Origin of the sequence: Haloarcula salina (assembly GCF_010119195.1) — an archaeon.
Lineage (GTDB): Archaea > Halobacteriota > Halobacteria > Halobacteriales > Haloarculaceae > Haloarcula > Haloarcula salina.
Genome location: NZ_WRXL01000005.1, coordinates 237,696 through 262,136, shown reverse-complemented (window position 1 = coordinate 262,136; position 24,441 = coordinate 237,696). Strand labels below are relative to the sequence as shown.

Here is a 24,441-nt window from a genome sequence, read left to right as displayed (position 1 = left end):
CGAGCAGACGCGAAGCGACAGTTCCTCTCGTCGGAGAATCCGCGGTTCGACGGTGCCCGCCGCTTCGCTTCGATCCTCCGCCGGCCGACTTCCCGGGGCCGCCCGCCCTCAGAGCGCGTGTCGGCAGTCCGGTTCGAAGTACATGCTCAGGAGCGTCTGGAGACCGTTCCGGAGGTGGTAGTGCAGCGTCGCCGAGGACACGTCCATCGGAGCCGCGACTTCCTCCGCGGTGCTCTCGCGCGGCCACTCGAAGTACCCGCGCGTGTAGGCCGCGCTCAGGGCCGCCTCCTGTTTCTGTGTCAGTTCGTCGCTGATCCACCCCTTGACCTCCGGGACCGTCGTGGTCCGCCGGTCGCGGAGGCGCTTGCTGGCGAGCGTCGCTCCCGGTGCGACCGCCTGTATCGCGCCGACCAGTCCGCGAACGTCGATTCCCGGTGCGGCCTCCGCCGTGAGCGCGATGTCGCCGTCTCGCACGCGCCCTTCGGTGAGGGACGCGCCGTGGTTGGTCACCACGTCGAAGGGACTCGCGCCGCCGCCGTCGACGACGACTTCGAGGAGACCCGTGCCGTCGTCGCCGCGCCGGGCCACGGTACAGGCCTCGACGAACGCAGCCGCTTCGAGTCGGTCTGCGACGCGGTCCGGCTCTGCCCCCCGGACCGTGAAGTACTGGATTGCCGAGCCGCCGCTGGTCGGGACCTGCCGCTCGAAGCGGAGTTCACAGTTCAGTTCGGCGGTCACCCGACCGTACGCGAGGTCGGTGTCCTCGACCCGCATCCGAAGCTCGAAGACGGACTCCGCGGTGAGCGAGCGCTGACTCTGCACCCGCTGGATGGCGTAGGCGACGATTCGACCGAGGTCGGCCAGTACCGCCCGCTCCTCGTCGTCGATCACGTGCTCTCGCGGGGCGTAGACGACGAGGACGCCGTAGGTCGTGTCGCCGGTCGTGAGCGGCACCGTCGCGAGCGCGTGGTGGCCGTGGTCGAGCGCGATCTCCCGTCGCGAGTCGGGGAAGCCGTCGTCTGTCTCCACGTCGGGAATGACCTCTACGGACCCCGTACGAGCCGCCCTCGCCGCCGGATTGTTCGTCTGCGGAATCCCCTCCAGATAGGCGTCGTCGACGCCGGAGGCCGTCCGCGGTGTGACTGTCGGGTCACCGTCCGACTGTTTCTCCGTCGTGCCGATCCAGGCCGTCTGATACAGGTCCGTCTCGGTGAGGTGCGCACAGACCGCCGTCTCCATCTCATCCCGAGTCGAGGCGTGCTGGAGGCGCTTCATGATCCCGCGGATGAGCGTGTCGACGCGGTGCAACGCGGCCAGCTCGTCGCGCTGCCGTTTGAGCGCGACCTCGCGTTCCTTCTCGTCGGTGACGTCACGGAACACCCACAGGCGCCCGTACTGCGTCTCGCCGTCGACGACGGGGGCCGAGTACCTGTCGAGGTAGCGCCCGTCCTCCAGACGAATCGTGTCGCGGCTCACCGCCTCGGGGTTGTCGTAGAGGTGTTCGACCTTCTCGAAGAACGCCTCCGGGTCGGCGACGGTGTCGCGAACGGCGTCGAGCAGCTTCCGGTCCGACTGGGCGTCAGCGACGGACCGGGGGATGTTCCAGATATCGAGGAATCGGTCGTTGTGGTAGCGAACGTTCCGCCCCGAGTCGACCACCAGCAGGCCGTCGATACCGGTCTCCGCCTGGGCCTCGAGCAGCGCCCGGCGATACGCCAGCTCCTCCTCGCGTTCCGTTCGCTCGGTGATGTCGCGCGTCGCGCCGACGAGCTTTCTCACCTCCCCGGCTTCGCCGATGGGTGCGACCTTCGTTTTCCAGTGCGTCTCCTCGGACGGCAGCGGGACCTGCTCGACGTACTCGATCGGCTCGCCGTGCTCGACGCACTCGCGGTAGCGCTCCACGACCTCGCCGCCGATCTCGTCACCGAGGACTTCACGCGGCGTTCGACCACGGACGTCGTCCGCCGCGAGGCCTGTCAGCGCTTCGTAGGCCGGATTGACGCATTCGATGACGAACTCGCCGTCCGCGACGTCGACGAGGAAGATCCCGTCTTGGGCGTTCCGGAAGCTCGTCTCGGCCCGCTCCAGTCGTCGCTCGCGTTCCGTCCGCTCGGTGATGTCACGTGCGACGAACACGACTCGCTCCGGGCCGTACTCGCCGCCGGCGACCGCGGCGGCCCGCCCTTCGAAGTACCTCGTCCCCGCTTGCACGTCCAGTTCGTACTCGACGGACTGGAGCCGTCCGGTATCAAGCGCCTCGTCGACCGCCGCCTGAATGGCGTCCGCCGTCCCCTGGGGCAAGACCTCGTGAACGGTCTGGCCGACCATGTGCTCGGGGTCGTCGTAGAGCAACGCGGACGCGGTCGCTCCGGCGATGCAGTCACGGAACCGTCCGTCCGCGTCGAGGACCAGCCCGACGTCGGGGAACGCGGCCTCGAACGACGAGAGCCGGTCGGCGTAGCGATCCCGCTGGATGCAGTCGCTGACCAGGCGACCGAGCAGTTCGACGACCGCCACGTCCCGCTCCGAGACCGAGACCGCCTCCGACTCCTCGGCGTAAAAGCAGAGCGTCCCGCAGACGTCGGTCCCGTCGGTGACCGGCGTTCCGATGTATCGCGAGACACCACCGTCGATGCGGACCGGCGGGTCGTCCGCCCCGATCGCATCGGTCTCGGTGCCAGCGCGAACGACCGTCTCGTCGGCTTCGACCACGCGCTCGCAGTTCGTCGCGTCGATCGGGAACCGGTCGCCCGTGGTCATGTCCACTCCCGGGGCCCCATCGACCGCTTCGAGCACGAACTCCTCGCCCTCGACGCGCGACAGCGTCGCGTAGTCCATGCCGAGCGCCTCTCGTCCGACTTCGAGGAGCGACTCGACTTCCTCGGTGAGCGAGCGGTCGCTGGACGACACGGTTTCACCGAGGTCTCGTAGCACTCGTCCCTCGGTCCCGCTGGCCGTCCGCTCTCGCCCACCCTCAACGGCGGCGTCCACCCGTTCGATCAGATCGGTCGGGACGCCTCCGCCCCCGTCCGCGGGGAGGTAGTCGGTCACGCCCGCCGCGATGGCGTCACTGGCGACGGCCTCGCTCCCGTCGCGCGCGACGAGGACGAAGGGGAGGTCCGGATACGACTCGCGGACCGCTCCGAGCACCGCGAGGCCGCTCGTGTCACCGAGGGCGAGCGAACAGACGACGCACTCCGTGTCCGGCGCGATGCTGTCGACGCAGGAGGCCGGCGAGACCGCCGTATCGACCGCGTATCCCGCCCGCTCCAGCGAGGCGCTGTACGTCTCCGCCGTGGCTTCGTCGGGGCCGACGTAGAGCGCCCGGGCCCGCTCTCCCAACATATTGGATAACTACCAAAACTTCGTGGCTACTGAAAAGCATCACGGCCGAACGCTCGTGAGAGATCTCCCCGTGTCCCGGCCTGTTTCCGCAGAGAGCCCCGGTATTCGCCCCCCTACCGCCGTCGGCTTCGGCTCGCCGAACTGGGCGTCTCCTCTCTACGTGTCTAGAGGGAGTGACTATTTTGCCGTCTCCCGTAGCTATCACTCATCTCACAGACGGACGCACCGATGACAACGACAGAGACGCGCCGTAGCTGTGCCACCGGTGGGGTCGGTCGCTGGAGGGACGCGGCGGAACGCGACGGAGGGACGCCGCGTGACCGCTAGCGACCTCTCCGCCGACAGGATCCACGACCTGCTCGCCGCAGGGCGACGGCGGTACACCCTCTACTGCCTCTACATGTACGCCAATCCGATCCGCCTGTCCGACGTGGCCGGGCAGATCGTCGAGTGGGAATACGACGCGCCCGCGGACGAGCGCCTCGACGAGCGACTCGCGATCTACACGTCGCTGTACCACATCCACGTCCCGAAGCTCGCGGAGGCCGACGTGGTCGCGTACGACCGGTCCGACGAACTGATCGAACTGGGCCCAAACGCCGAACAGATCCGCCCGTACCTGGAGCAGGCGGCCGAAATAGATCTCGATGAGACCGATCTGTCACCGTTATAACGAGATGGACAGAGCACTGCCACCGACTCGTGCGCGGGTCGGCGCACCGACTCCCCGCACACCGACGGTACTGCGGAGGGACGGAGCGTGAGAAACTGGAACGAGCGCCGTCCAGTCGCGTGCCGGAACTGCGGGACCGTCTACGTCGCGACGCCCACCGCGGAGGGCTTCCGCACCACTGCGGGGCGGTGCCGCCAGTGCGGGGGTGAGACCTTCGAACCGCTGTCGCCGAGTGACGAAGCGGTAGAGGGAGGATAACGACCCCTACCACCGGGCCTTCGCTCGCCGACCCCGTCGCCGATTCGACCGGCGTAAGGCACTTATCCGCACCGTGCGGTCTGACAGGTATGTCCCCGCGAACGCCCCTCCTCCGCCCGGACAGATACTTCAAGAGCCGCGAGCCAGACGCGGCTCGCGGACTCGTCGTCGCGGCGCTGGTGACGATCGCGTCCGTCGCGCTCGTCGCCGGACTCGGCGTCGTGTTCACCGAGAAAATCGACGGCACGGTCATGATCGACAACCCGGACCGCCCGTCCGAGGCGTTCTGTGACTCGGACCAGAACTCGATGTTCACCGAGATGAGCGAGGTGAGCTTCGACTGCGACGCCCCCGCCGAGATCGAGCGGGACATCGACCCGATCATCCGGGACGCACTCGGCCAGTTCTACCTCTCCATGCTCGTCGGCCTGCCGATCGCCCTGCTCGGCACCGCCGTCGTCCTCCACGTCGGGACGGCGGTGTGTGGCGGCCGTGGGGGGTTCGGCAACTCCTTCGCCGTCACGGCGTGGGGCTTCGCCCCGATCCTGGTGACGATGCCCCTCGGCCTCGTGGCCCTCTGGTTCATGATGGATCCCGTGACGATCACGCCCGAGACCGCCCCGGCGGTCCTCGAACGGACGGTCCTCGGGAGCCTGCGACCGTGGCTTCCCGTGGCCACCGCGCTCAACGTCGCCAGCACGGCCTGGGGCGCGGTCGTCTGGACGTTCGGACTCGAACGGGGCCGCGACGTGTCACGAGCGCAGGCGGCCGCGGTCGCCGCGGTCACTGCGAGCGTGTTCTTCTTGATTGGCCTGCTCTGACGGTGGCTCTGTGGACCCGGAATTGACTTCTGCGCTCGCCGCCGAGTCAAAACATGGTCCTCCCGCTTTCGATGGGATGGCGGCACCTGCTGTTCGAGAACTGGCCGGTCGACCCGGCAGTGATGGACGCCCATCTCCCGGACGGGCTGGAACCCGACGTGTACGACGGGTCCGCGTGGCTCTCCACCGTGCCGTTCACCAACGTCGCCGTCCGGCCGAAAGGCCTCCCCGAACGCCTCGGCGTTCGTCTGCCGGAGCTCAACCTCAGGACGTACGTCACCCGCGACGGCGTCCCGAGCGTCTACTTCTTCAGCCTCGACGCGCAGGGCCTCGCGAGCGTCGTCGGCGCGCGCCTGTTCCATCACCTCCCGTACTACTACGCGCGCATCTCGCTGGAGTTGGACGACGGCCGCGTCAGGTTCAGCAGTCGTCGCCGGCATCCCGGCGCGCGCCCGGTCCACTACGAGGGGACGTACTGGCCAAGCGGCGAGCCGTTCTCGGCCCCCGACGACCCGTTCGGAGAATTCCTCGTCGAGCGCTATCGCTTCTACACGGAGGCTCAGGACGGCTCGATACGGTACACGGACGTGTCCCACGACCCCTGGACGCTGTACCCGGCCGCCGCCGACATCGAGGCGGACACGCTGCTCGCGGCTCACGGATTCGCGCGACCCGACGCCGACCCGGTGTACTACTACAGCCCGGGGCTCGACGTGGTCGCGTCGCGGAGCGAGCGCGCCGGGGACTGAGGCGCTGGCCGGCCCCCGGTCGCGAACTCACGGCCACGCGAGCGCCCCGAAGCCGAGGTGGAACATGCCGATGGCGGCGAACCCGACCGCGACGAGTCGATCTCCGACGCGCGAGCCCATGTGGCGCTGGGTCGCCGCCCTGAGGAACCACCACCCCGCGATCCACACGAGCAGGTAGGGCGCGAACCACGCGGCGAGCCACCGGCCCGCGAGGAGGTCGAGGACGCCGATCGTCACCAGCACGTAGCTCACCGCGTGGTTCATGATCTGTGCGATACCGCGCACGTCCGACCGTTTCGTCTGGTAGGTGACGAGTGGGAGTCTGAGCGGGCGTAGCGGCTCCCCCTCGATCGGGATCGCACCGTCGAAGTCGAACAGCCGCGGCATGGTGAAGTGCACCAGCCCCAGCGCAACGGTGAACGTCCCGCAGACGCCGAACCCGACCATGCGAACGATTTCGAGGACCATCGCGAACAGTCGGCCTCTTCACCGGGACCGGCAAAAAGCGCTCCGTCGCTCGCGGCCGCCGACTCGACTGGGTCAGCGGTCGCGCTGTGGTCCCGTGCCATCCTCGCGGATGACCATGACTCGAACTCGGCGCACGCCGTCGAAGTCCCTGAGCCGGTGGCTCAGCTCTCGCACCCGCTCGACTGAACCACGACAGAACAGGGACTCGAGACACCACTCGCCCTGGTGGGTGTGACTCGTGTTGAGAATCACGTCCTGGTACTCGTGCTGGACGCCGTGGAGCGCCTCGATCACGTCGTGGTGGCGGTAGTCGAAGGCGACGAGCGCGACGGCGTCCCCGCGAAGCCGTTCGAGGCGCGTGTGGGACTCGACGTACTCGCGCATCGCTTCGCGGACCGCCCGCGAGCGGTTGTCGAGGCCCTGTTCCTGCCAGACCTGATCGAACTCCGCGACGAGGTCGTCCGGGACGTTGAAGCTCGTCCGCATACGGTCCCGTTCGGTACGCCCGCACAAGAGTCCCGAGTATGACGATTCCCCTGATTCGGTAGTAACAACCGTTATTCCGGCGTCTATCCAAGCGTCGCGGTACGAGATGATACACGGAGAGGCGGTCGGGCTGTTGCTCGGCGCGGTCGCCCTCGGGGCCGTCCACGGCGTCGAACCGGGCCACGGCTGGCCCGTCGCCGCCTCGTACGCGCTCGACCAGTCGAACACGTGGCTCTACGGCCTCGCCGCGAGCCTCCTGCTCGGCGTCGGTCACCTCGTCAGCAGCGTCGCGATGGTCGCCGTGTTCTTCTACGCGAAGGCGTACTTCGATCTGACGCAGGTCAACAGCCCGATCACGATCGCCGGCGGAATCGAGATCGGTGGCCCGGTCAGTCTCGTGGCCGGCGTCCTCCTCATCGCCCTCGGCGTCCGGGAGTACAGACACGGCCACTCACACGGCGACCACGCCGACGGCGATGAAGAGGAACATGTCCACGAGAAGAACGCCGAGCACGGACACACCCACGACCACCACGAGCACGATTCGGCGGAGGAGCACTCCCATACCAGCGGTCGGAGTCACGGTGACGCTGGTGCTCGTCCCGCGAGCCACGGCGACATTGGCCTTCGATCCCGTCTGAAGGGGATCGTTCCGTTCGTCGGCGGCCACCCTCACTCGCACGCCCACGACGACCGGGACGAAGTCGCCGAACGCGGGCTCTGGGGGATCGCCTGGTTCGCCTTCCTCCTCGGGTTCGCCCACGAGGAGGAGTTCGAGATCATCGCGCTCTGTGCCGGGTCGACGCACTGTCTGGAACTGATGAGCGCGTACGCACTCACGGTCGTTGTCGGTATCGTGAGCGTGACGGTGCTACTGATCGCCGGCTACGAGCACCACGAAGAGACGGTCGAGCGGTACGCGCAGTACCTCCCGGCCTTCTCGGCCGCCGTCCTCGTTTTCATGGGGGCCGGCTTCGTCACCGGCCTGTTCTGACGGGCTCCCGTCCGAGCGCTCCGGCGTCCGGCCCCGGAGAGCCGATCACCGGAACCACCCGAGCAGTTCGTAGTCGTGGTCCGGAACGTACCGACGGAACAGCAGGCTGTTCGACAGCACCGAGACGCTGGAAAAGGCCATCGCGCCGGCGGCGAGCACCGGCTGGAGCAGGCCGAGCGAGGCCAGCGGGATCATCGCCGTGTTGTAGCCGAGCGCCCACACGAGGTTCTGTTTGATCTTCGCCAGCGTCGCCTCCGAGATGCGGATGGCCTTCACCACGTCGAGCGGGTCGTCGCGCATCAGCGTCACGTCAGCCGCCTCGATGGCCACGTCGGTGCCCGAGCCGATGGCCGTGCCGACGTACGCCACGGCGAGCGCGGGCGCGTCGTTGACGCCGTCGCCGACCATCATCGCCTTCCGGCCCCCGTCCTGAATCGCCTCGACCGCGTCGGACTTGTCCTCGGGGAGGACCTCGGCGCGGACGTTCTCGGGGTCGATGCCGACCTGTTCGGCGACGGCGCGGGCGGTGCGCTCGTTGTCGCCCGTGATCATCATCACGTCGACGCCGCGCGCTCTCAGCGCCGCGACCGCGTCCCTCGCGCTCTCTTTGACCGTGTCCGCGTCCGCGACCACGCCCGCGAGCGCGCCGTCGACGGCGACCAGCATCGCCGTCTTCCCCTCGCGTTCGAGGCGCGCCATCGTCTCCTCGGCGGGCGTGGGGTCGATGTCGCTGTCCCGGAGCAGTTTTCGGTTGCCGACGAGGACCCTCCTGTCACCCACGGTGGCTTCGATCCCGTGGCCGGGAACGTTCTCGAAATCCTCGGGGTCGCGCACGTCGAGTCCGCGGGCCTCGGCCCCGTCGACGACCGCGCGGGCCAGTGGATGCTCGCTCCCGCTCTCTGCCGAGGCCGCGAGCCGGAGCACGTCGTCCTCGGTCAGGCTGTCACGGGCGGCCACGCGCCCGCCGTCGGCCGCGGGGTCGCCCCCGTCGGTCACTGCGTCGCCGTCAGCGTCGAAGGCGACCACGTCCGTCAGCTCCATCTCGCCTCGCGTGAGCGTGCCCGTCTTGTCGAAGACGACCGTGTCGACGTCCTTCGCGCGTTCGAGCACGTCGCCGCCCTTGAACAGGACGCCGTTCTGCGCGCCGATGGTCGTGCCGACCATCGTGGCCGCGGGCGTCGCCAGCCCGAGCGCACAGGGACAGGCGATGAGCACGGCGGAGGCGAAGACGATGACGGCGAACTCGAAGACCGAGACGCCGCCGGCGGCGACGGGGCCGCCCGCGACGAGGCCCCACAGCGGGAGCCACTCGACGAAGCCCGCGAGGGTCGCGGGGAACGCGTACCAGACGAGGCCCCAGAGCACGGCGTTCGCGATGACCGCCGGGACGAAGTACGCTGAGATGCGGTCGGCGAGGTTCTGGATGTCCGGCTGGCGGGACTGCGCTTCCTTCACGGTCTGGACGATCTGCTGGAGCGCGGTGTCTTTCCCGACCTTCGTCGCCTCCACGACGAGCACGCCGTTCTCGTTGATGGTCGAGCCGACGACCTCGTCGCCCTCTCGCTTCTCGACCGGGACGGACTCGCCGGTCACCATCGACTCGTCGACCGCCGACTGGCCGTCGACGACGACGCCGTCGGTCGGAATCTGCTCGCCGGGGCGGACCTTCATCCGGTCGCCCACGGCTACGTCTTCGAGCGGAATCTCAGACTCGGTTCCGTCCTCGTCGACGACGGTGGCGGTGTCGGCCTCCATCTCCAGGAGCGTCCGGAGCGCCTCGCCGGCCTGGCCTTTCGAGCGGGCTTCGAGGTAGTTCCCGAGCGTGATGAACACGAGGATGAACGCCGCCGTGTCGAAGTAGATCCCGCCGGCGATCAGTCCGAGCAGCACCGCCACGGAGTAGCCGTACGCGGTGGTCGAGCCCAGCGCGATCAGCACGTCCATGTTGGCCCGGCCGTTCCTGACGAGCGCCTTGTAGGAGTTCTCGTAGAACGGTTTGCCGAGCACGAGCTGGACCGGTGTCGCGAGCGCGAACGCGATCCAGCCGGTGGGAACGCCGAAGAGCCCGTCGCCGACGAGTCCGAGCCCCAGCAGGTGATCGGCCATGAACACCAGCAGTGGCGCGGCCAGGACCGCGCCGAACAGCGTCAGCCGCAGTTGCCGCCGTATCTCCTCCTCTCTGGCTGCCTCTCGGGCGTCGCCCCCGTCGGTATCCCCGTCACCGCCCTCGCGGACGGGCGAGTAGCCGGCGGCCTCGATGGCGTCGTAGAAGTCCCCGAGGTCGGCTTCGGCGGGGTTGTACGTTACCTGCGCCTCGTCCGTCGCGAAGTTCACGTCCGCGTCGACGACGCCCGGCGTCCCCTCCAGTGCCTCCCGGACCGTCTCGGAGCAGTTCGCACAGGACATGTCGGTGATACCGATGGTCACCGAGTCAGTGACCGGCGTGTATCCCGCTTCTTCGATGGCATCGAAGATCCGACCGAGCGAGACCTCGTCCGGGTCGTACTCGACGCTCCCCTCGTCGGTGGCGTAGTTGACGTTCGCCGCCGAGACACCGTCGAGCGATTCGACGGCGTCCGTGATGCTCTGCGAACAGTTCGCGCAGCTCATCCCCTGGATGTCGATCTGACTTCGATGCTGACTCATTACCTGAGACTACGCGTTCCTTCTTCAATCGGCTTTCCCCTTCGAATACGTCGTGTGAGTGCGGGCAAACCTTCGAATCGAAAGTGACCGTGTGGGCCGAGCGCGAGACGATTGCAGATCGAGTCGCGACATTCGTCACCCGTCACGACAGAGACGGCGCGGACGCCTCGTCTCAGGCCGCCGCCCGATCATCGTGGCTCGGCCAATAGACCTTCGTTTCCAAAGCGCAGTCGCGGATCGACCCCCTCGGCCGAAAGGATAATCCGCATAAGACCGAGGACCGTAGGGATACCCGTATGTCGACCACCATCAACGTCGAGGGAATGAGCTGTGAACACTGCGAGCAGACGGTCGAGGAGGCGCTCCGAGGCGTGGGCGGTGTCACGGACGCCACTGCCGACCGGGAGGCCGAACAGGCGAGCGTGGACGGTGACGCCGATCCCGACGCACTCGTTCAGGCCGTCGAAGACGCGGGCTACACCGCAAGCGCCTGAGTCGGACCGGAGGCGAGAACGACACCCGACCGTCCCTCGAAGACGAGCGAGCGCGTTCGATTCGTCGTCTTGGGCCGTCGGTTTAGCCGGTGAAGTCCTCGGTGAACCGCGCCGGGAGGCGGTCGATGACGGTCGGCGGGAGCGCGTCGACGAGTCGCTCGGTCACGTGGACCATCGGCTTCCTGACGAGGGCGTAGACGACCGAGACGGCCACCAGGACGTACACCGCGGTCTGAAGCCGCCCGGTCGAGAGCGCGAGCGTCGGGAGAGCGAGCGCGCCCGCGAGCGCCGCGTCCTCCGGCGCGCCGTCGTAGCGGATCCACCGCCGCGGAGGGATCCAGCGCTCCCGGTAGTGGTCGTACACCGCGCGCTCGGAGGTGGCCAGCCACGGCTTCAGTTCGAGGCCGCCGCCGAAGGCGTCCATCACGGAGTGCAGCGCCGCCGAGCCGAGGAACGCCGCCAGCGCGACGGTCCCGACAGCCGGTGCGAGGAGCGCGACCGCGAGCGCCGCGACCGCGCCGACCGAGTAGTACACCGGGTAGTGGAGGGTCTGGCGATGGTTGCCGTAGAGGTCGAGGTCGGGGAACACGCCGCCGGCCGCGGCGGCGCTCACGGCGATCGGCGTGTACTCCGGCGCAACGAGCGCCGTCACGCCCGCGAGGGCCATCCCCGCGAGCGCGTGTGTTGTCGCCATCATCACCCCCGAGTACGAGACGGCGCTTTATGTGGATTCCGGCGCCCTGTGTCGCCCAGACAGGTCCGCCGTGCGTCGTTTTATATCGACGGACGCCCCAGAGACCGGTAGAGCGATGGCAGTTCGACGCTTCGACGTGTCCCCGCGGCGAAAGCGCCTGGCGAGCAGGCTGCTCCAGGTCGCTATCGGCGCGATACTCGTCGTCGGCCTGTTCGCCCGGAATCTGAGCGTGGTGGTGAACGCCGCCCTCGCGCTCGGTCTCACCTTCGTGCCCGCGGTGCTCGAACGCGACTACCGACTCCAGCTGGACGCGAGCGTGACGCTGTGGATCACGCTCGCGCTCTTCTTGCACATGCTCGGGATGCTCGGCTTCTACGACGAGTACTGGTGGTTCGACCACGTCACGCACACCCTCTCGGCGTCCATCGTCGCCGCCGGCGGCTACGTCGTCACCCGGGCGGTCGACGAGTGGACCGACGATCTCTACCTGCCGTCCCGGTTCATGTTCGTCTTCGTGTTGCTGTTCACGCTCGGTCTCGGCGTCTTCTGGGAGGTGCTCGAGTTCGTCGCGCGCATCGGGGCAGACCTGCTGGGACTCGAACCCGTCCTCATCCAGTACGGCCTCGAAGACTCGCTGCTCGACCTCCTGTTCGACACGCTCGGTGCCGTCATCGTCGCGACGTTCGCCACGGACCTGTTCTCGGACGTCGTCGAGACGCTGACCGACCGACTCGACGAGTACCGGCGCGGTGGCCGTGCTCCGGAGGACCGCAACGCCGTCGCCAGTCTGGAGCGTCTCCTCCGGACGGACTCGGTGAACGCCCGACTCTCGTGGCTTCTGCTCGCGTTTCTCGCCGTGGCGTCCGTCTCGGGAATCGCGGCTGGTGAACTGCTCCCGTGGCTCCTGGTAGCGGTGGTCCTCGGCCTCGCGCTCGTCCCCGCGCTAGCTTACCGCGACCTGGGGGCGATGCTGCCGTGGCCGCTCTTACTGCTTGCGAGTCTTCCGGTGTTGGGGACCGTGTTCGCGCGGCCCTGGCTCTCGTCGGGACTGGTCACCTACGTCGCGGTCGCGACCATCGCGCTCGTCGTCGCCCTCGAACTCCACCTGTTCACGCCCGTCCTGATGACGCCGCGGTTCGCGGTGCTGTTCGTCGTCGTGACGACGATGGGCGTCGCCGGCGTCTGGGCCGTCGGCCGCTGGCTCGCGGACCTCTATCTCGGGACCCAGCTGTTGCTCGACCCCACGCTCACAGACGCCGAAATCGAGTCCAGGCTGATGTGGGAGTTCGTCTACTCCGCCACGGCCGGCGCCGTCGCCGGCCTCGTCTTCGAGTGGGGATTCAGGCGGTGACGCCGCCGTCCGGCCCGCGTCCGGAGGGGTCCATCGCCCGTCTCAGTCCGGGAGCGGCGGCCACGTCGTCGCCATCGTCTCGCTTATGAGTTGCGTCTGTGCGCGCCGGAGGCGCTCGGACACCGACGATGCCGAGATGTCGAGTTCGGCCGCCACGTCTTCGAGCGACGCTCGCCGCGGAATCTCGAAGTACCCCAGTTCGTACGCCGTCCGAAGGGCCTCCTGCTGGCGGTCCGTGAGGCCGTCTCCCGGCGGCTCAGGCTCGCCGTCGTGCGTGAGCCGGTGTACGCGGAAGCCGCCGTTTCGCAGCCAGAACGACGAGAACTGCTCGAACGCGTCCCGGTCGGCGAACCAGCCCGTCTGGGTCCAGCCGTTCCGCCGGACCTCGATCCGTTCGATGATGGCGTCGGCCGTCGCGAGCGCTTTGAGGCCGGTCAGGTCGTCGAGGTGGTCGCCGAGCTGGGCCGTCATGCTGAGCGCCGGCCGGAGCTGATACCGCCGGGTGTCGCCGGCCCGACCGACCAGCGTCCACTCTGCCACGTCGTAGGCGTCCGTGAACCCCGACTCGATGGCGTGCTTCGACCCGCCGCTGGTGGTGACGAGGAACAGCGGCCGTCGCCCGTGGTTGTACTGGAACTCGAACGTCAGCGACGCCTCGGGCGCGGCGCTCGCGACAGTCACGAGCGGGAGCGCCTCGCAGTCGATATCGAACTCGGCGACGAGTCCCATACGTCACCGTTGCCACGGCGGCTAATGGGAACACCGATACGGACCGCCGTTCGGATGGCTCGTCGCGGCTGGGATCGCTACTCGGACCGTTGCATGAAGGCCCGGACCTCCGCCGCGACCAGGGCGGGGGCCTCCGCCGGACCGCTGTGACCCACGCCGTCGAACTCCACGAGGCGGCTGTTCGGGAGCGCGCCGTGGACGTTCCGGGCGCTCTCGCGAAGGAAGTCGGGGCCGGCGGTCCCGGTCAGGACGAGCGTCGGCGCGTCCACGTCGAGGCGGTCGGGGAGCCGATACCGCTCGACGGCCCGGTTCATTCTGACGACCTCCTCGGCGAGGTCGACGCAGTCCGGCCAGACCGGCCACTCCGCCAGCCACCCGTCGAGGTCGTCGATGCCGTCGGGGTGGAGCACTGTCTCGACGTAGCGCTTCACCGCCTTACGGCGCTCGCCGCGCTCGATCAGCGTCGCCATCTCGTCGGCGAGGTCGGCCCCGGCGCGGAAGCCGTCGGGGAGGACCGCCGGCTCGTAGGCGACGACCGCCTCGACGGCCGCGTCCGTCGCGCTCTCGATGGCGGTCAGCGCGCCGAAGGAGTGCCCGAGCAGGACCGGCTCGCGGTCGAGGTCGTCGACGATAGCGCGGACGTACTCGGCCTCGCGCGCAAGTACGTCATCGGCGCTCGTCTCCGCCGGGTCGTCGAGGCACGTGCCGAAGCCCGGCCGCTGGGGAATGACTGCCGCGAACCCCTCGAAGTGCGGGACGACCGGCTCCCAGTACGCCCGGGGAGCCATCCCGCCGTGGAGGAGGACGAGCGGTCGCCCGTCGCCGCGTCGTTCGTAGGCAATCTCCGTTCCGTCTGCGGACTGTGTCGTCTGCATGCGTCACTGCGTCCGGGGTCGAGCCGGCTAACTCACACTCTCAGTCGTGGGGCGATTTAAATGCGGGCCGGTCGAACCACCGACGGTCGCGTCCTGTTTGCCGCGTGTAAGTAGCTCGGTGGAGCGTTTCACTCGGCTCGAGGTCGGGTGCCGGGGAGCGTGTCGTATCTGCCACAGAACTCCAGGTCGCCGATACCGGGACGTTCGCTTGGTATCTTCCTCGTAGCCGAGCCCGCTGTCGATGGAGGGGGCTAAACAATTAGCCAGAACAAACAATGGAGTGAGCCTGATAACACAGACACAGGCACCGACCCATGTCCACTTTCGGTGCCTATCCGCCACCCCCAGCCTACCACCCGGTGCCGTGATATCCCGGCACTGTCCCTTCGAATCTCCGTCCCTCGTCGCGACTCTGTTGCTCGGACAGAATACCTCTCGCATCTCACCCGGTCTCCGCCGAACCAACGCTCAGCGCGGGGTTCCGACGAGTCGCGTTACAGCATCGCGGTCCAAGTCGTCGCTGCGCTATTGACCGGTGTGGGCCCCGCGACGCTGTCGCTCAGAGACGGGCATCTGAAAGAACGAATTGCCATCCGTCGCGACGAGCGACGGACGAACTCAGTCGTTATTTGCGGACGAGGTTCGTCGCGCGCGGCCCCTTCGGGGACGACTCGATGTCGAACTCGACTTCCTGCCCTTCTTCGAGGTCCGGTCCGCCAACGTCCTCCATGTGGAAGAACACGTCCTCGTCGTCGTCGACGTCGTCGTCTTCAGTCGAAATGAACCCGTAGCCGCCTGTGTCGTTGAAGAAATCAACCTTACCGTTTGCCATTACAAACAACGATAGTCCGCTCTCGCGGATAACACTTCCGAGGGTCGGATTACCATGACCCCCCGTCGGAAGCACGACTGGAGGATCAGGCGCGAGTCCACCTCGGTCCAAGTCCCGGTCGTGGTTCGATTTCGGAGGCAGATATTTATCGCGTGGTCACCAGGGGTGACACGCATCGCCATGAAACCGTGTCACAGCTGTCAGACGGTCATCGACGAGTATCTCCTAGATAAACAACTCGAACCCCTGCGCGAGCTCACAGCTGACGACTTCAACATCTGCGCGGACTGCGCGACCATCGTCCCGGATGCGTGCGTGAAGTGCGGCGATGCGGTCTACGTTCCCCGAAGCGAATCGGTCACTCCCGACTATTGCCCGGCGTGCCGGTCTGACCTTATCCACAGTACCGGCCACGACCCCGGCTGGACGCGTGGCAACCGATCCACCTGAACGGCGCCACCGCCGGGACTTTTTTCGGTAGTCCCGATCGGCCGATAGGTGTTCGTCTCAGCCACTGATTCCGATCGCACGCGGCACCGCGATCAGTGTGTAACTCGTTCCATTGGTACGAGAGTTCGAGGTGACGGGGAGCGTACTGCGAGTCGTCAGCGAGCCCTCGACTGCACCCCCAGCCGAGAACGGCAATAGTTATCTGAAGGAATGTTCAACTAATTTAGTATGAGCCAGCAGACGGAGCGACTGGAGCGACTGATCGCCGATCAGGAAGGCGAGTGCTGTGCCAGCGATATCGAAGGTCGAGTTGCAGCGCTCGAACGTCACGTGAGGGACTCGCCAGCAGATTGCGCTCGGGATCGGGCGGCACTCAAGACGCTCAGTAACGACACTCGCTACACGATCGTTCGACTCCTGATTGCTGCCGACCGCGAGCTGTGCGTCTGTGAGATTACGCCTGTCGTCGATGTCAGCGACAGTGCGGTGAGCCACGCCCTCTCTGACCTGTACGATACCGGTCTCGTCTCGCGCCGCAAGGACGGAACCTGGCGGTACTACGAAGCGACCGACCGGGCGATCGCCCTCGTCGACGCACTCGACGAGACCAGGGGGAACTCGCGATGAGTCAGGCTCCGATTCGAGTGGCGTTCGTGTGCGTCCAGAACGCTGGGCGAAGCCAGATGTCGACCGCCTTCGCCGAACGGGAACGACGAGAGCGAGGACTGGAAGACGAGGTCGAAATCCTCACTGGCGGGACCCACCCCGCGGATCACGTCCACGAGATCGTCGTCGAAGTAATGGCCGAGGAGGGGATCGACCTGTCCGATCGGACCCCACGAGAGATCACGATTGCGGAACTCGAATCCTGTGCGTACGTGGCGACGATGGGCTGCTCGACGCTCGACCTCGACGCCGACGACACGGCGGTCGATGTTCGTGACTGGGCGCTCGACGACCCCGATGGGGAGGACCGCGACGAGGTGCGTGCGATCCGAGACGAGATCCGACAGCGAGTTCGTGCGCTCTTCGACGAGATCGAACAGGACGTGGGTTGGGATGGCTGATTCAACACCGACGGCGAGATTTCTGGCTCGGTTCTGGGAGGCCACAGGTCCTCGCGTCGATAGCCGACGGTGAGACTGGGTTGAACCTCCGATCCGGGGCTGGCTTCGACGGCTTCTTCGTCACGTCTTGCTCCGGCGAAGAGTACTCGCGTTGGCAGCGTGATCCGCGTTTTTCAGTCGCCTCCAGACCCCGACTCGTGTGCCGTTCGCCGTGGTCACCCCGAAGCTGTAGTTCCGTTTGCCTCCGTACTGGCGGGCGCCGAGTACGTCCCCGAGGGCCACAACGGTCGCAGTGACGTCGGCCGCTCGGGTGTGCACTGACGTTCGATCGCTCCACGAGCCCGGTCTCGACATCACATCGTTGATGGATGTACTTCCCTCGACTCCGGTGGTCGCTGCGAGTCACAGTGAAATCAGTCAGTACTCTCTGTGGACGACGCCGCTACGGCACTTCGCTTTTGAGGAGTGAAGAGGCACCGTCGACCGAGTAGTGAAAGGTTTTAATTAGAAACACTCTGTAAATCTGATATGGTCCTCGCAAGCACCCTCTCCGACAAGCGTGTCGTCAGTTCGGACGGCCGTGAAGTCGGAAACGTCCACAACGTGATAATTAATCCCGAGTCCGGCTCCCTCCAGACGCTCGTTCTCGACACCGAGCGGCCTGAGATATTTGGCATCGAGGCCGACGAAAACGGTCGGGTCAAGCTCCCGGCGGCCGTGCTCGAGACGGTCGAAGATCACCTGATCATCTCGCCGCCGGCCTGATCCGTCCCGGCGGTCTCCCTTCGACGACTTTGCAGGGACGCACACACCGCCAGCCGCGCGTTCGTCGGCGAAATTGGCCGGTTTCAACGACAGACAGTTTTCCGGCTTGGTATTCCAGCGAAGTGGATATCGACGGATCGATAGTCGAGTTCACACTCATCGTAGCATCTCCGTAAGACGAGTATAATACCGATAGACGATGTTATATAGCAAGAAATGTTTACAGAATTTAGTATTATACCCCATAAATGAGGTTTCTATTTCTATGTTACCGTATTCATATTTATAAGTGAGTTTTTAGCTGTCGTATGCGGTTATTCTGTTTGTTTATTGGACGAAGTTGTGTATTTCAGAGTCCAGAGTGGAATCGTCGACAGCGGGCCGCTGAAGCCGAGGACTACGCCACGACGGTTCTGACGCGCTCGACGACCGCGTCGTGGGCCCGACCGTTCGACGCGACGAATCCGTCGGCGTCGGGAGTCCAGGGCTCCCCCTGGATATCGGTCACCGTCCCGCCGGCGCGTTCGACGAGATACACGCCGGCGATCGTGTCCCAGGGGTTCGGGTTCGGCTGTGTCGAGACGGCCGCGTCGAGCGACCCCGAGGCGACCATACCGAGCGTTCCCTGGGCGCACCCGAGTCGACGGAGGTCGCCGAACCGTCGGATGAGTGTCGACAGGAGGTCGCCGAACACGTCGTCTCGCTCGGGGCCGTATCGGAGCATGGCGGCGACTTTGAACTCTTCGACCGCCGTCTTCTCGCTCGCGGTCATCCGATTGCCGTTGAGCGTCACCCGGTCGGGGCCGGCGGTGTACGTGTTTCCGAGCGCCGGCATGATCGTCGTCGCCCCGACGGTGTCGCCGTCGTGGACCGCGGCGACGGTCGTCGCCCAGAACGGGATGTCGTGGACGAAGTTCGAGGTCCCGTCGATCGGATCGATGACCCAGGCGCTCCCGTTCGCGGGGACTGCCTTCAGTTCGTCTCCCTCCTCACCGACGACGGTCGCGTCGGGATAGTCCTCGAGGATGCGCTCGATGATGCGCCGCTGCGTCTCGGTGTCCGCTCTCGTCACGTAGTCCATCGCCGAGTCCTTCGTCGTGACGGACAGTTCCGTTCGAAAGAGGCGGTGTGCGACCTCGGAGCCTTCGAGGGCGGCGTGATAGGCAGTCTCGTGTCGTGACATGGCTTGGAATGGTGTCTACTGCTTTCCGGTATTGCTTAAATCTTCGTGCGTAGGGGGTGGGGAATCAGTCCGTTCAGACGAGCCGAGTGCCGTCTCGCTCGAACAGCCAGGACTCCTCGGTCTGGATGTCGATGCGGACGCGGTCGGTTCCGCGCGCGACCTCGCCCTGCGGTGCGACGGCCGAGAGCGACGTGCCACCCGCCGAGAGGTGAATGGCGTCCCGGTCGCCGAGCGGTTCGACGACGTCGAGGTCCGCGACGAACGCGCCGCCGTCGGGCACGATGTCGAGATACTCCGGTCGGATCCCGTAGACGACCGTCTCGCCGACGCGGTCTTCGACGTGCCCTACCTGTTCGTCCGTCGCGGGGATCGAACAGAACGCCGAGACGAACGCCAGACCGTCTTCGGTTCGCTCGACGGTGCACTCGAGCAGGTTCGGTGAGGGAGACCCGATGAAGTCGGCGACGAATCGGTTTCGCGGATCGTTGTAGATCTCGTACGGCGTCCCGATCTGCTGGACGTGCCCGTCGTTCATCACGACGATCTTGTCCCCGAGCGTCATCGCCTCCTCCTGGTCGTGCGTGACGAACACCATCGCGGTGTTCAGATCGCGCTGGATCTTCTTGACCTCGACGCGCATCTCGTCTCTGAGGTTCGCGTCGAGGGCCGAGAACGGCTCGTCTAACAGGAACGCCTTCGGCTCCATCACCATCGCGCGACCGAGCGAGACGCGCTGTTGCTGGCCGCCCGAGAGCGCACTCGGTTTCCGATCCAGCATCTCCGCCAGCCCCAGCGTTTCCGCGACGTCCTCGACGCGCCGGTTCTTCTCGTCCGAGCCCAGGTCGGTGTTCATGTCCAGGCCGAACCGGATGTTCTTCCGGACGCTCATGTGCGGGAACAGGGCGATGCTCTGGAACACGAAGGCGAGGTTCCGGTCTTTCGACTTCAGCCCCGTGATGTCTTCGCCGTCGACGAGTATCTGGCCCTGATCTGGTTCCTCCAGTCCCGCGATACACCGCAGCGTCGTCGTCTTGCCACAGCCCGAGGGACCGACGAGAATTACGAACTCCCCCTCGTCGATGGCGATGTTCACGTCGTCGCAAGCGACGATCGCGCCGTCGTCGAAGGTCTTTCGGAGACCGTCGATCTGGATGTGGTCGCCGTCGCTGTTCGTCTCTCCGTGGGTCTGGTCAGTGGTCGCGTTCATACTCTCCTCGGGTGGGTCGGTCGCTGTCCGGTCCGTCTCTCGTCGTGTGGTGGTGTTTCGACTCATACGGTGAAGGCGTTTTCGAGGTAGTTTCTCGCCACGAGGTACAGCACCGTGGGCGGCGTTCCGATGATGAGCGTCTCTGCCATCAGCTTCCCCCAGTACACCCGTTCACCGGACCCGCCGCCGATCGTCCCGTACAGCACCGGGACGGCCGGCACCGGACCGGTCCCGGTCGTGAGCAGGTTCGCGAACAGGAAGTCGTTCCAGCCGGTGAGGAAGGCGAGGAAGCCGACGGCGACGATTCCGGGCGCGGCGAGCGGTAGGATGACGCGGACGAACGCCGAGAACTGCGTGCAGCCGTACACCTGCGCCGCTTCCTCGATGTCCTTCGGAAGGGTCTCGAAGAAGTCTCGCAGGATCCAGATGGCGAACGGGGCGACGAACACCTGATACGCCAGGATCATCCCGGGGATGGTGTTGTACAGCCCGAGGTCGTTCCACAGGCCCATGATCGGGATGACGAGCAGGATGTACGGGAACATCATCGCGAGGATGATGGCGTAGAAGCCGAGCTTCTTCCCGTAGAACTCCTTGCGGGCGAAGGCGTACGCGCCGGGAATCGTGATAGCGAGCGCGAGCAGCGCCGTGCCGGTGCCGATGAGGAAGCTGTTGACGAGGTTGTCTTTCAGTTCGGCGAACCCGCTCGTCCAGGCTTCCAGCGTCGGTTCGTACGGGACGATGTGGGGCGCGCCGAAGAACTCCGTCGGCGGCATGAACGACACCGAGAGGATGAACAGGAGCGGGACGAGGTTCAACAGCACCAGGAACCAGACGACGCCGTAGGTCGACGCCTTCAGCGTGACACCGACGGCGTCGTAGTCGGCGAGGCTCACGCCGCATCACCGCCGCTTGCCCGCTCGAACTCGCGGATGAACACGAAGACGAAGCCGATGGTCATCGTGAGCAGGACGACGCCGACGGCGTAGGAGATGCCCATCTGTCCCTGCTCGTAGCTGAACCGATAGAGCAACACCGCGAGGATCGACGTCTCGTACCCCGGTCCGCCGTTCGTGAGTTGGAGCACCTGGGATATCTTCGTCATGTTCCAGATGATGCGGATGCTGAGCGCGATGAGAATGGCGCTCTTGAGTTGCGGGAGCGTCACGCGGAGGAAGGTCTGGACCCGGTTGGCCCCGTACATGCGCGCCGTCTCGTACATCTCCTCGGGGATGCTCTCGAGGCTGGCCGAGATGATGAGGAACATGAACGGCCAGAACGTCCAGGTCGTCACGAACAGGATGACGGCGAGCGCCGAGTCGCCGTGACTCCCCCAGTAGATCGTCTCCTCGAGGAGTTCCCACTGCGTGAGGTACCCGAAGACCGGACCGAGGTCCGGTTCGAGCATGTACGCCCAGATCGTCCCGGTGACGAGCGGCGGCAGCGTGTACGAGAGGAGGAACGACCCCGTGACGAGGCTCTTCCCCCGGCGGATCTCGCGGACTGCGAGCGCCGCCGCCAGCGCGACGCCGAGCTGGAACAGCGTGGTCGACGCGAAGATCAGCGTCGCCTTCAGCGACGTGATGAAGGGCTGCCACCCGAACAGGTACTCGTAGTTGCCGAGTCCGACCCAGGAGGGGTCGCCTCCGAACGGCCAGTTGTGGAGACTCATGTAGATTCCCTGCACGAACGGAACCCACATGAGCAACACCAGGAACAGCAGCACTGGAAGGATCAACAGGTACGCGAACCAGTTCTCCGAGAGGACGTCCCGGTAGCGTTCGGTCCTGCGAAGGAGCGCGTGACTCGTTTGGGAAGCCATCTTAGAAGGTGACCTGGTTTCGTATCTCGCTGGCGGCGCGGTCACAGGCTTCCTCGGCCGAGATCTCCCCGCGGACGGCCTCCTGGAACAGCGGCCCGGCGATGTTGTACTGGATCGCGTTCATGCCTGGGTGGCTCGACCAGCCGTGTTCCATCCCGTCGACGGTGGTCTCCAAGGTCGAGATGAAGTTGCTCTGGCTGAGTAGGTCGTCCTCTTTGAGCGCCGGCCAGACGTCCTTGCGGGCGGGGAGCGTGGCCAGCGATCGCGGGACTTGCCGCTGGAACTCCTTCGAGAGGACCTTGTTGATCCACGCGATGGCCGCCTCCTCTCGCTGTTGCCAGGCGTCTTCGTCCACGCCGTCGGGCTTTCGCATCAGCGCGATGCACTGGGTGAAGAAGTCGCCGCGGTTGCCGGCGGCTCCCTCCCAGGACGGCCCGAACACGATGGTCCCGTCGGCGAGCATGTCCTCCGCGCGGCTGCGGAGCAACCCGAAGTCCTTCGTGCTGCCCTGGACCATGCTCACGTTGCCCTGGATGAGCATCTGCGCCGCGCCCTCGTTCGAGGCCGTCGGGGCCTTATCCGAGGACAGTCCGTGTTCCTGATAGAGATCGACGTACTTCTTCGTCATCTCCTTCCACACGTCGTTGTCGTAGTTCACGTCCGACCAGTCCTCGTTGAGGTACATCCCGTCGTAGCCGCCCTCCGACGCGGTCCAGGTCACGAGGGCCTCGTCGGTCACGTCGCCCTGCGCCCCGTAGATCTGGAAGCCGTAGTCAGCCGGCCCCTGCTCCTGCAACTGGGTCGCGACCTGGACGAGGTGCTCGTAGTTCTCGGGCGGGAAGTCGTCCTCGATGGAGAGGCCCGCCTCCTCGAAGTGGTCAGTCCGCGCGATGAACGGCGCGCCGACCTCCAGACCGATCGGGATCTCGTAGAGCCCCTCGTCGAAGCCGCGGTAACAGCTCTGTGTCATCTCGAAGGCCCATTCGAGGTGTTCGACCGCCTCGTCGTCCAGGCGGTCCTTGTACTCGCTGACCGGCTTCACCCAGCCCGGCTCGATGAACTGCCCGTCGAGGGAGTTCGTGGAGTCGTAGATGACCGGACGGTTCCCGTTCTGGATGTTGTTCTTCCACTTGCCCCCGTTGATGTCGTTCCAGCTCGCCCAGTTCATCTGCATCTGCGTGTCGGTCTCGGACTGGAACTCCTCGACGGACGACTCCATCAGGGTCTTGGCGACCTCGGACTGCGAGTGGAAGTACTCCCAGTACTCCAGGGTCGTGGTCCCGGAACTGCCCGAACTGTTCGAATCGCTCGACCCGCCGATACACCCGGCGAGGCCGGCTGTGCCACTGAGTGCCGCTGCTTGGATGAATTGACGCCTGTTCATGGTGGTCTCTTCACTCGCACCGAAACCCCCAACATACATAATAGTTTGGGTGAGTGGAGCAGCGACTGCCGTATCGGGGGCCACAGTGGGAAACATTAATATACGTTCGTTCAGTTGCCTGCACGTACAGCCAGAGGGAGACCGCGGTCTCCTGCCGGCGCGATAGCCATGAATGACAACGCACCCGACGTGCTCGTCCTCCGTGCCAACACGCACGGACTGCACGCACGCGATTACGCCGATTTGCTCGCCGACAGACTCCCGGACCACGACGTGCGATTCGCCGCCACGTCGACGGAAGAGCGGGACCTCATCGAAGACGCCACCGTCGTCAGCGGCGTCGACATCGACGCGGCGCTCCTGGAGCGCGCGGAGAACCTCCGGCTGTTCGCCGGCGTCGCGGCGGGGTACAACCACTTGCCCCTGGAACGGTTCGCCGAGAGAGGGATCGCGGTGACGAACGCGTCGGGCATCCACGCGCCCAACATCGCCGAACAGGTCGCGGGGTACATGCTCCTGTTCTCGCGGCATCTCCGCGAGGGACTGCACCGCCAGCAGCGAAACGAGTGGCGGCACTATCAGGCCGAGGAGCTGATGGGGAGCACGGTCACGGTCGTCGGTCTCGGCGCGATCGGAACGGCGGTCACCGAGCGGCTGTCCGGCTTCGACGTCGAGACGATCGGTGTCAGGTACACGCCGGAGAAGGGCGGACCGACCGACGAGGTCATCGGCTTCGACGGACCCGAGTTCGAGGCCGCCCTCGCTGAGACGGACTATCTCGTCGTCGCAGCCCCGCTGACAGACACGACGCGCGGGTTGCTCTCGGCGGAGGAATTCAGGACGCTCCCGCCGAACGCCAGAGTGATCAACGTGGGTCGCGGCCAGATTATCGACACCGAGGCGCTCGTGACCGCACTGCGAGGGAACCAGATCGACGGGGCCGCTCTCGACGTGACCGACCCCGAGCCGCTGCCGGCCGACCATCCGCTGTGGGACTTCGAAAACGTGCTCATCACGCCGCACAACGCTGGTCACAGTCCGAAGCACTGGGACCGGCTCGCAGAGATCGTGGCGGAGAACGTGACGACGCTCTCGGAGACCGGCGACGAGGCGTCCCTGCGGAACCTCGTACAGTCATAGCGCGAACG

Annotated in this window: 23 protein-coding genes and 1 pseudogene; 11 read left to right on the top strand and 13 right to left on the bottom strand. The window is 66.2% G+C overall.

Annotation, left to right across the window (positions count from 1 at the left end; translation table 11 throughout):
- Positions 1–108 precede the first annotated feature (108 nt).
- Positions 109–3,345: a PAS domain-containing protein gene (locus tag GM656_RS14635; protein WP_162414420.1), complete on the bottom strand. Its 3,237-nt coding sequence runs from the start codon at positions 3,343–3,345 to the stop codon at positions 109–111.
- A gap of 316 nt (positions 3,346–3,661) precedes the next feature.
- On the opposite strand from GM656_RS14635, the gene GM656_RS14630 reads away from it, so the two are divergent.
- The 3 genes from GM656_RS14630 (at position 3,662) to GM656_RS14620 (ending at position 5,846) form a co-directional block, all read left to right on the top strand.
- Positions 3,662–4,018: a DUF7344 domain-containing protein gene (locus GM656_RS14630; RefSeq protein WP_162414419.1), complete on the top strand. Its 357-nt coding sequence runs from the start codon at positions 3,662–3,664 to the stop codon at positions 4,016–4,018.
- Positions 4,019–4,365: 347 nt separating this feature from the next.
- Positions 4,366–5,097, top strand: coding sequence for a YIP1 family protein (locus tag GM656_RS14625; protein WP_162414418.1), 732 nt, complete (start codon positions 4,366–4,368; stop codon positions 5,095–5,097).
- Positions 5,098–5,150: 53 nt separating this feature from the next.
- On the top strand, positions 5,151–5,846 hold the full coding sequence (locus GM656_RS14620) for a YqjF family protein (RefSeq protein ID WP_162414417.1): 696 nt from the start codon (positions 5,151–5,153) through the stop codon (positions 5,844–5,846).
- A 27-nt stretch (positions 5,847–5,873) separates the two neighbouring features.
- Here GM656_RS14620 and GM656_RS14615 read toward each other — a convergent pair whose 3' ends face one another.
- Positions 5,874–6,314: a hypothetical protein gene (locus GM656_RS14615; RefSeq protein ID WP_162414416.1), complete on the bottom strand. Its 441-nt coding sequence runs from the start codon at positions 6,312–6,314 to the stop codon at positions 5,874–5,876.
- A 72-nt stretch (positions 6,315–6,386) separates the two neighbouring features.
- Entirely contained in the window at positions 6,387–6,800 is a 414-nt protein-coding gene (locus tag GM656_RS14610) for a CopG family ribbon-helix-helix protein (RefSeq protein ID WP_162414415.1), read from the bottom strand.
- Positions 6,801–6,906: 106 nt separating this feature from the next.
- On the opposite strand from GM656_RS14610, the gene GM656_RS14605 reads away from it, so the two are divergent.
- Positions 6,907–7,794 (top strand): hypothetical protein, encoded by an 888-nt coding sequence (locus GM656_RS14605; RefSeq protein WP_162414414.1) that lies wholly within the window; start codon positions 6,907–6,909, stop codon positions 7,792–7,794.
- A 45-nt stretch (positions 7,795–7,839) separates the two neighbouring features.
- Here GM656_RS14605 and GM656_RS14600 read toward each other — a convergent pair whose 3' ends face one another.
- A complete protein-coding gene (locus tag GM656_RS14600) occupies positions 7,840–10,440 on the bottom strand; it encodes a heavy metal translocating P-type ATPase (protein ID WP_162414413.1) in 2,601 nt (866 codons plus the stop codon).
- Between the two features lie 296 nt (positions 10,441–10,736).
- Between GM656_RS14600 and GM656_RS14595 the strand changes: the two genes are divergently transcribed.
- Positions 10,737–10,934, top strand: coding sequence for a CopZ family metallochaperone (locus GM656_RS14595; protein ID WP_162414412.1), 198 nt, complete (start codon positions 10,737–10,739; stop codon positions 10,932–10,934).
- A gap of 82 nt (positions 10,935–11,016) precedes the next feature.
- Here the strand turns inward: GM656_RS14595 and GM656_RS14590 are convergent, their stop codons facing one another.
- The gene (locus GM656_RS14590) at positions 11,017–11,631 is read right to left on the bottom strand and encodes a metal-dependent hydrolase (protein WP_162414411.1); all 615 of its coding nucleotides are present in this window, start codon (positions 11,629–11,631) and stop codon (positions 11,017–11,019) included.
- A gap of 112 nt (positions 11,632–11,743) precedes the next feature.
- On the opposite strand from GM656_RS14590, the pseudogene GM656_RS19625 reads away from it, so the two are divergent.
- A pseudogene (locus tag GM656_RS19625) lies at positions 11,744–12,373 on the top strand (hypothetical protein); the annotation flags it as partial.
- Positions 12,374–13,021: 648 nt separating this feature from the next.
- Here the strand turns inward: GM656_RS19625 and GM656_RS14580 are convergent.
- The 3 genes from GM656_RS14580 to GM656_RS14570 form a co-directional block, all read right to left on the bottom strand.
- Positions 13,022–13,708 (bottom strand): helix-turn-helix domain-containing protein, encoded by a 687-nt coding sequence (locus tag GM656_RS14580; protein WP_162414410.1) that lies wholly within the window; start codon positions 13,706–13,708, stop codon positions 13,022–13,024.
- A 77-nt stretch (positions 13,709–13,785) separates the two neighbouring features.
- Positions 13,786–14,583, bottom strand: coding sequence for an alpha/beta fold hydrolase (locus GM656_RS14575; protein WP_162414409.1), 798 nt, complete (start codon positions 14,581–14,583; stop codon positions 13,786–13,788).
- A gap of 625 nt (positions 14,584–15,208) precedes the next feature.
- Complete coding sequence (locus GM656_RS14570; RefSeq protein ID WP_162414408.1) at positions 15,209–15,415, bottom strand: cold-shock protein; 207 nt, start codon at positions 15,413–15,415, stop codon at positions 15,209–15,211.
- A 180-nt stretch (positions 15,416–15,595) separates the two neighbouring features.
- Between GM656_RS14570 and GM656_RS19370 the strand changes: the two genes are divergently transcribed.
- From GM656_RS19370 to GM656_RS14550, 4 genes are all read left to right on the top strand, one after another.
- A complete protein-coding gene (locus GM656_RS19370) occupies positions 15,596–15,865 on the top strand; it encodes a DUF7571 family protein (protein WP_162414524.1) in 270 nt (89 codons plus the stop codon).
- 228 nt (positions 15,866–16,093) lie between these two features.
- The gene (locus GM656_RS14560; RefSeq protein WP_162414407.1) at positions 16,094–16,492 is read left to right on the top strand and encodes an ArsR/SmtB family transcription factor; all 399 of its coding nucleotides are present in this window, start codon (positions 16,094–16,096) and stop codon (positions 16,490–16,492) included.
- Positions 16,489–16,932 (top strand): arsenate-mycothiol transferase ArsC, encoded by a 444-nt coding sequence (locus tag GM656_RS14555; RefSeq protein ID WP_162414406.1) that lies wholly within the window; start codon positions 16,489–16,491, stop codon positions 16,930–16,932. The genes GM656_RS14560 and GM656_RS14555 overlap by 4 nt, the downstream gene beginning before the upstream one ends.
- A gap of 528 nt (positions 16,933–17,460) precedes the next feature.
- Complete coding sequence (locus tag GM656_RS14550; RefSeq protein ID WP_162414405.1) at positions 17,461–17,697, top strand: PRC-barrel domain-containing protein; 237 nt, start codon at positions 17,461–17,463, stop codon at positions 17,695–17,697.
- A gap of 397 nt (positions 17,698–18,094) precedes the next feature.
- On the opposite strand, the gene GM656_RS14545 is transcribed toward GM656_RS14550, so the two are convergent.
- From GM656_RS14545 to GM656_RS14525, 5 genes are all read right to left on the bottom strand, one after another.
- The gene (locus GM656_RS14545) at positions 18,095–18,880 is read right to left on the bottom strand and encodes an inositol monophosphatase family protein (protein WP_162414404.1); all 786 of its coding nucleotides are present in this window, start codon (positions 18,878–18,880) and stop codon (positions 18,095–18,097) included.
- Positions 18,881–18,953: 73 nt separating this feature from the next.
- The gene (locus GM656_RS14540; RefSeq protein ID WP_241692786.1) at positions 18,954–20,087 is read right to left on the bottom strand and encodes an ABC transporter ATP-binding protein; all 1,134 of its coding nucleotides are present in this window, start codon (positions 20,085–20,087) and stop codon (positions 18,954–18,956) included.
- Positions 20,088–20,149: 62 nt separating this feature from the next.
- The gene (locus GM656_RS14535) at positions 20,150–20,983 is read right to left on the bottom strand and encodes a carbohydrate ABC transporter permease (protein ID WP_162414402.1); all 834 of its coding nucleotides are present in this window, start codon (positions 20,981–20,983) and stop codon (positions 20,150–20,152) included.
- Positions 20,980–21,909 (bottom strand): carbohydrate ABC transporter permease, encoded by a 930-nt coding sequence (locus GM656_RS14530; RefSeq protein WP_162414401.1) that lies wholly within the window; start codon positions 21,907–21,909, stop codon positions 20,980–20,982. The genes GM656_RS14535 and GM656_RS14530 overlap by 4 nt, the downstream gene beginning before the upstream one ends.
- Position 21,910: 1 nt before the next feature.
- A complete protein-coding gene (locus GM656_RS14525; RefSeq protein ID WP_174242986.1) occupies positions 21,911–23,293 on the bottom strand; it encodes an ABC transporter substrate-binding protein in 1,383 nt (460 codons plus the stop codon).
- A 168-nt stretch (positions 23,294–23,461) separates the two neighbouring features.
- On the opposite strand from GM656_RS14525, the gene GM656_RS14520 reads away from it, so the two are divergent.
- A complete protein-coding gene (locus GM656_RS14520; RefSeq protein ID WP_162414399.1) occupies positions 23,462–24,433 on the top strand; it encodes a D-2-hydroxyacid dehydrogenase in 972 nt (323 codons plus the stop codon).
- Positions 24,434–24,441 lie beyond the last annotated feature (8 nt).

Coding starts and splice junctions, on each gene's coding strand:
- GM656_RS14575 (WP_162414409.1), bottom strand. CDS start 14,583: ATGCAGACGACACAGTCCGCAGACGGAACGGAGATTGCCTACGAACGA.
- GM656_RS14610 (WP_162414415.1), bottom strand. CDS start 6,800: ATGCGGACGAGCTTCAACGTCCCGGACGACCTCGTCGCGGAGTTCGAT.
- GM656_RS14570 (WP_162414408.1), bottom strand. CDS start 15,415: ATGGCAAACGGTAAGGTTGATTTCTTCAACGACACAGGCGGCTACGGG.
- GM656_RS14635 (WP_162414420.1), bottom strand. CDS start 3,345: ATGTTGGGAGAGCGGGCCCGGGCGCTCTACGTCGGCCCCGACGAAGCC.
- GM656_RS14540 (WP_241692786.1), bottom strand. CDS start 20,087: ATGAACGCGACCACTGACCAGACCCACGGAGAGACGAACAGCGACGGC.
- GM656_RS14560 (WP_162414407.1), top strand. CDS start 16,094: ATGAGCCAGCAGACGGAGCGACTGGAGCGACTGATCGCCGATCAGGAA.
- GM656_RS14530 (WP_162414401.1), bottom strand. CDS start 21,909: ATGGCTTCCCAAACGAGTCACGCGCTCCTTCGCAGGACCGAACGCTAC.
- GM656_RS14605 (WP_162414414.1), top strand. CDS start 6,907: ATGATACACGGAGAGGCGGTCGGGCTGTTGCTCGGCGCGGTCGCCCTC.
- GM656_RS14545 (WP_162414404.1), bottom strand. CDS start 18,880: ATGTCACGACACGAGACTGCCTATCACGCCGCCCTCGAAGGCTCCGAG.
- GM656_RS14620 (WP_162414417.1), top strand. CDS start 5,151: ATGGTCCTCCCGCTTTCGATGGGATGGCGGCACCTGCTGTTCGAGAAC.
- GM656_RS14600 (WP_162414413.1), bottom strand. CDS start 10,440: ATGAGTCAGCATCGAAGTCAGATCGACATCCAGGGGATGAGCTGCGCG.
- GM656_RS19370 (WP_162414524.1), top strand. CDS start 15,596: ATGAAACCGTGTCACAGCTGTCAGACGGTCATCGACGAGTATCTCCTA.
- GM656_RS14595 (WP_162414412.1), top strand. CDS start 10,737: ATGTCGACCACCATCAACGTCGAGGGAATGAGCTGTGAACACTGCGAG.
- GM656_RS14555 (WP_162414406.1), top strand. CDS start 16,489: ATGAGTCAGGCTCCGATTCGAGTGGCGTTCGTGTGCGTCCAGAACGCT.
- GM656_RS14580 (WP_162414410.1), bottom strand. CDS start 13,708: ATGGGACTCGTCGCCGAGTTCGATATCGACTGCGAGGCGCTCCCGCTC.
- GM656_RS14625 (WP_162414418.1), top strand. CDS start 4,366: ATGTCCCCGCGAACGCCCCTCCTCCGCCCGGACAGATACTTCAAGAGC.
- GM656_RS14615 (WP_162414416.1), bottom strand. CDS start 6,314: ATGGTCCTCGAAATCGTTCGCATGGTCGGGTTCGGCGTCTGCGGGACG.
- GM656_RS14590 (WP_162414411.1), bottom strand. CDS start 11,631: ATGATGGCGACAACACACGCGCTCGCGGGGATGGCCCTCGCGGGCGTG.
- GM656_RS14525 (WP_174242986.1), bottom strand. CDS start 23,293: ATGAACAGGCGTCAATTCATCCAAGCAGCGGCACTCAGTGGCACAGCC.
- GM656_RS14550 (WP_162414405.1), top strand. CDS start 17,461: ATGGTCCTCGCAAGCACCCTCTCCGACAAGCGTGTCGTCAGTTCGGAC.
- GM656_RS14520 (WP_162414399.1), top strand. CDS start 23,462: ATGAATGACAACGCACCCGACGTGCTCGTCCTCCGTGCCAACACGCAC.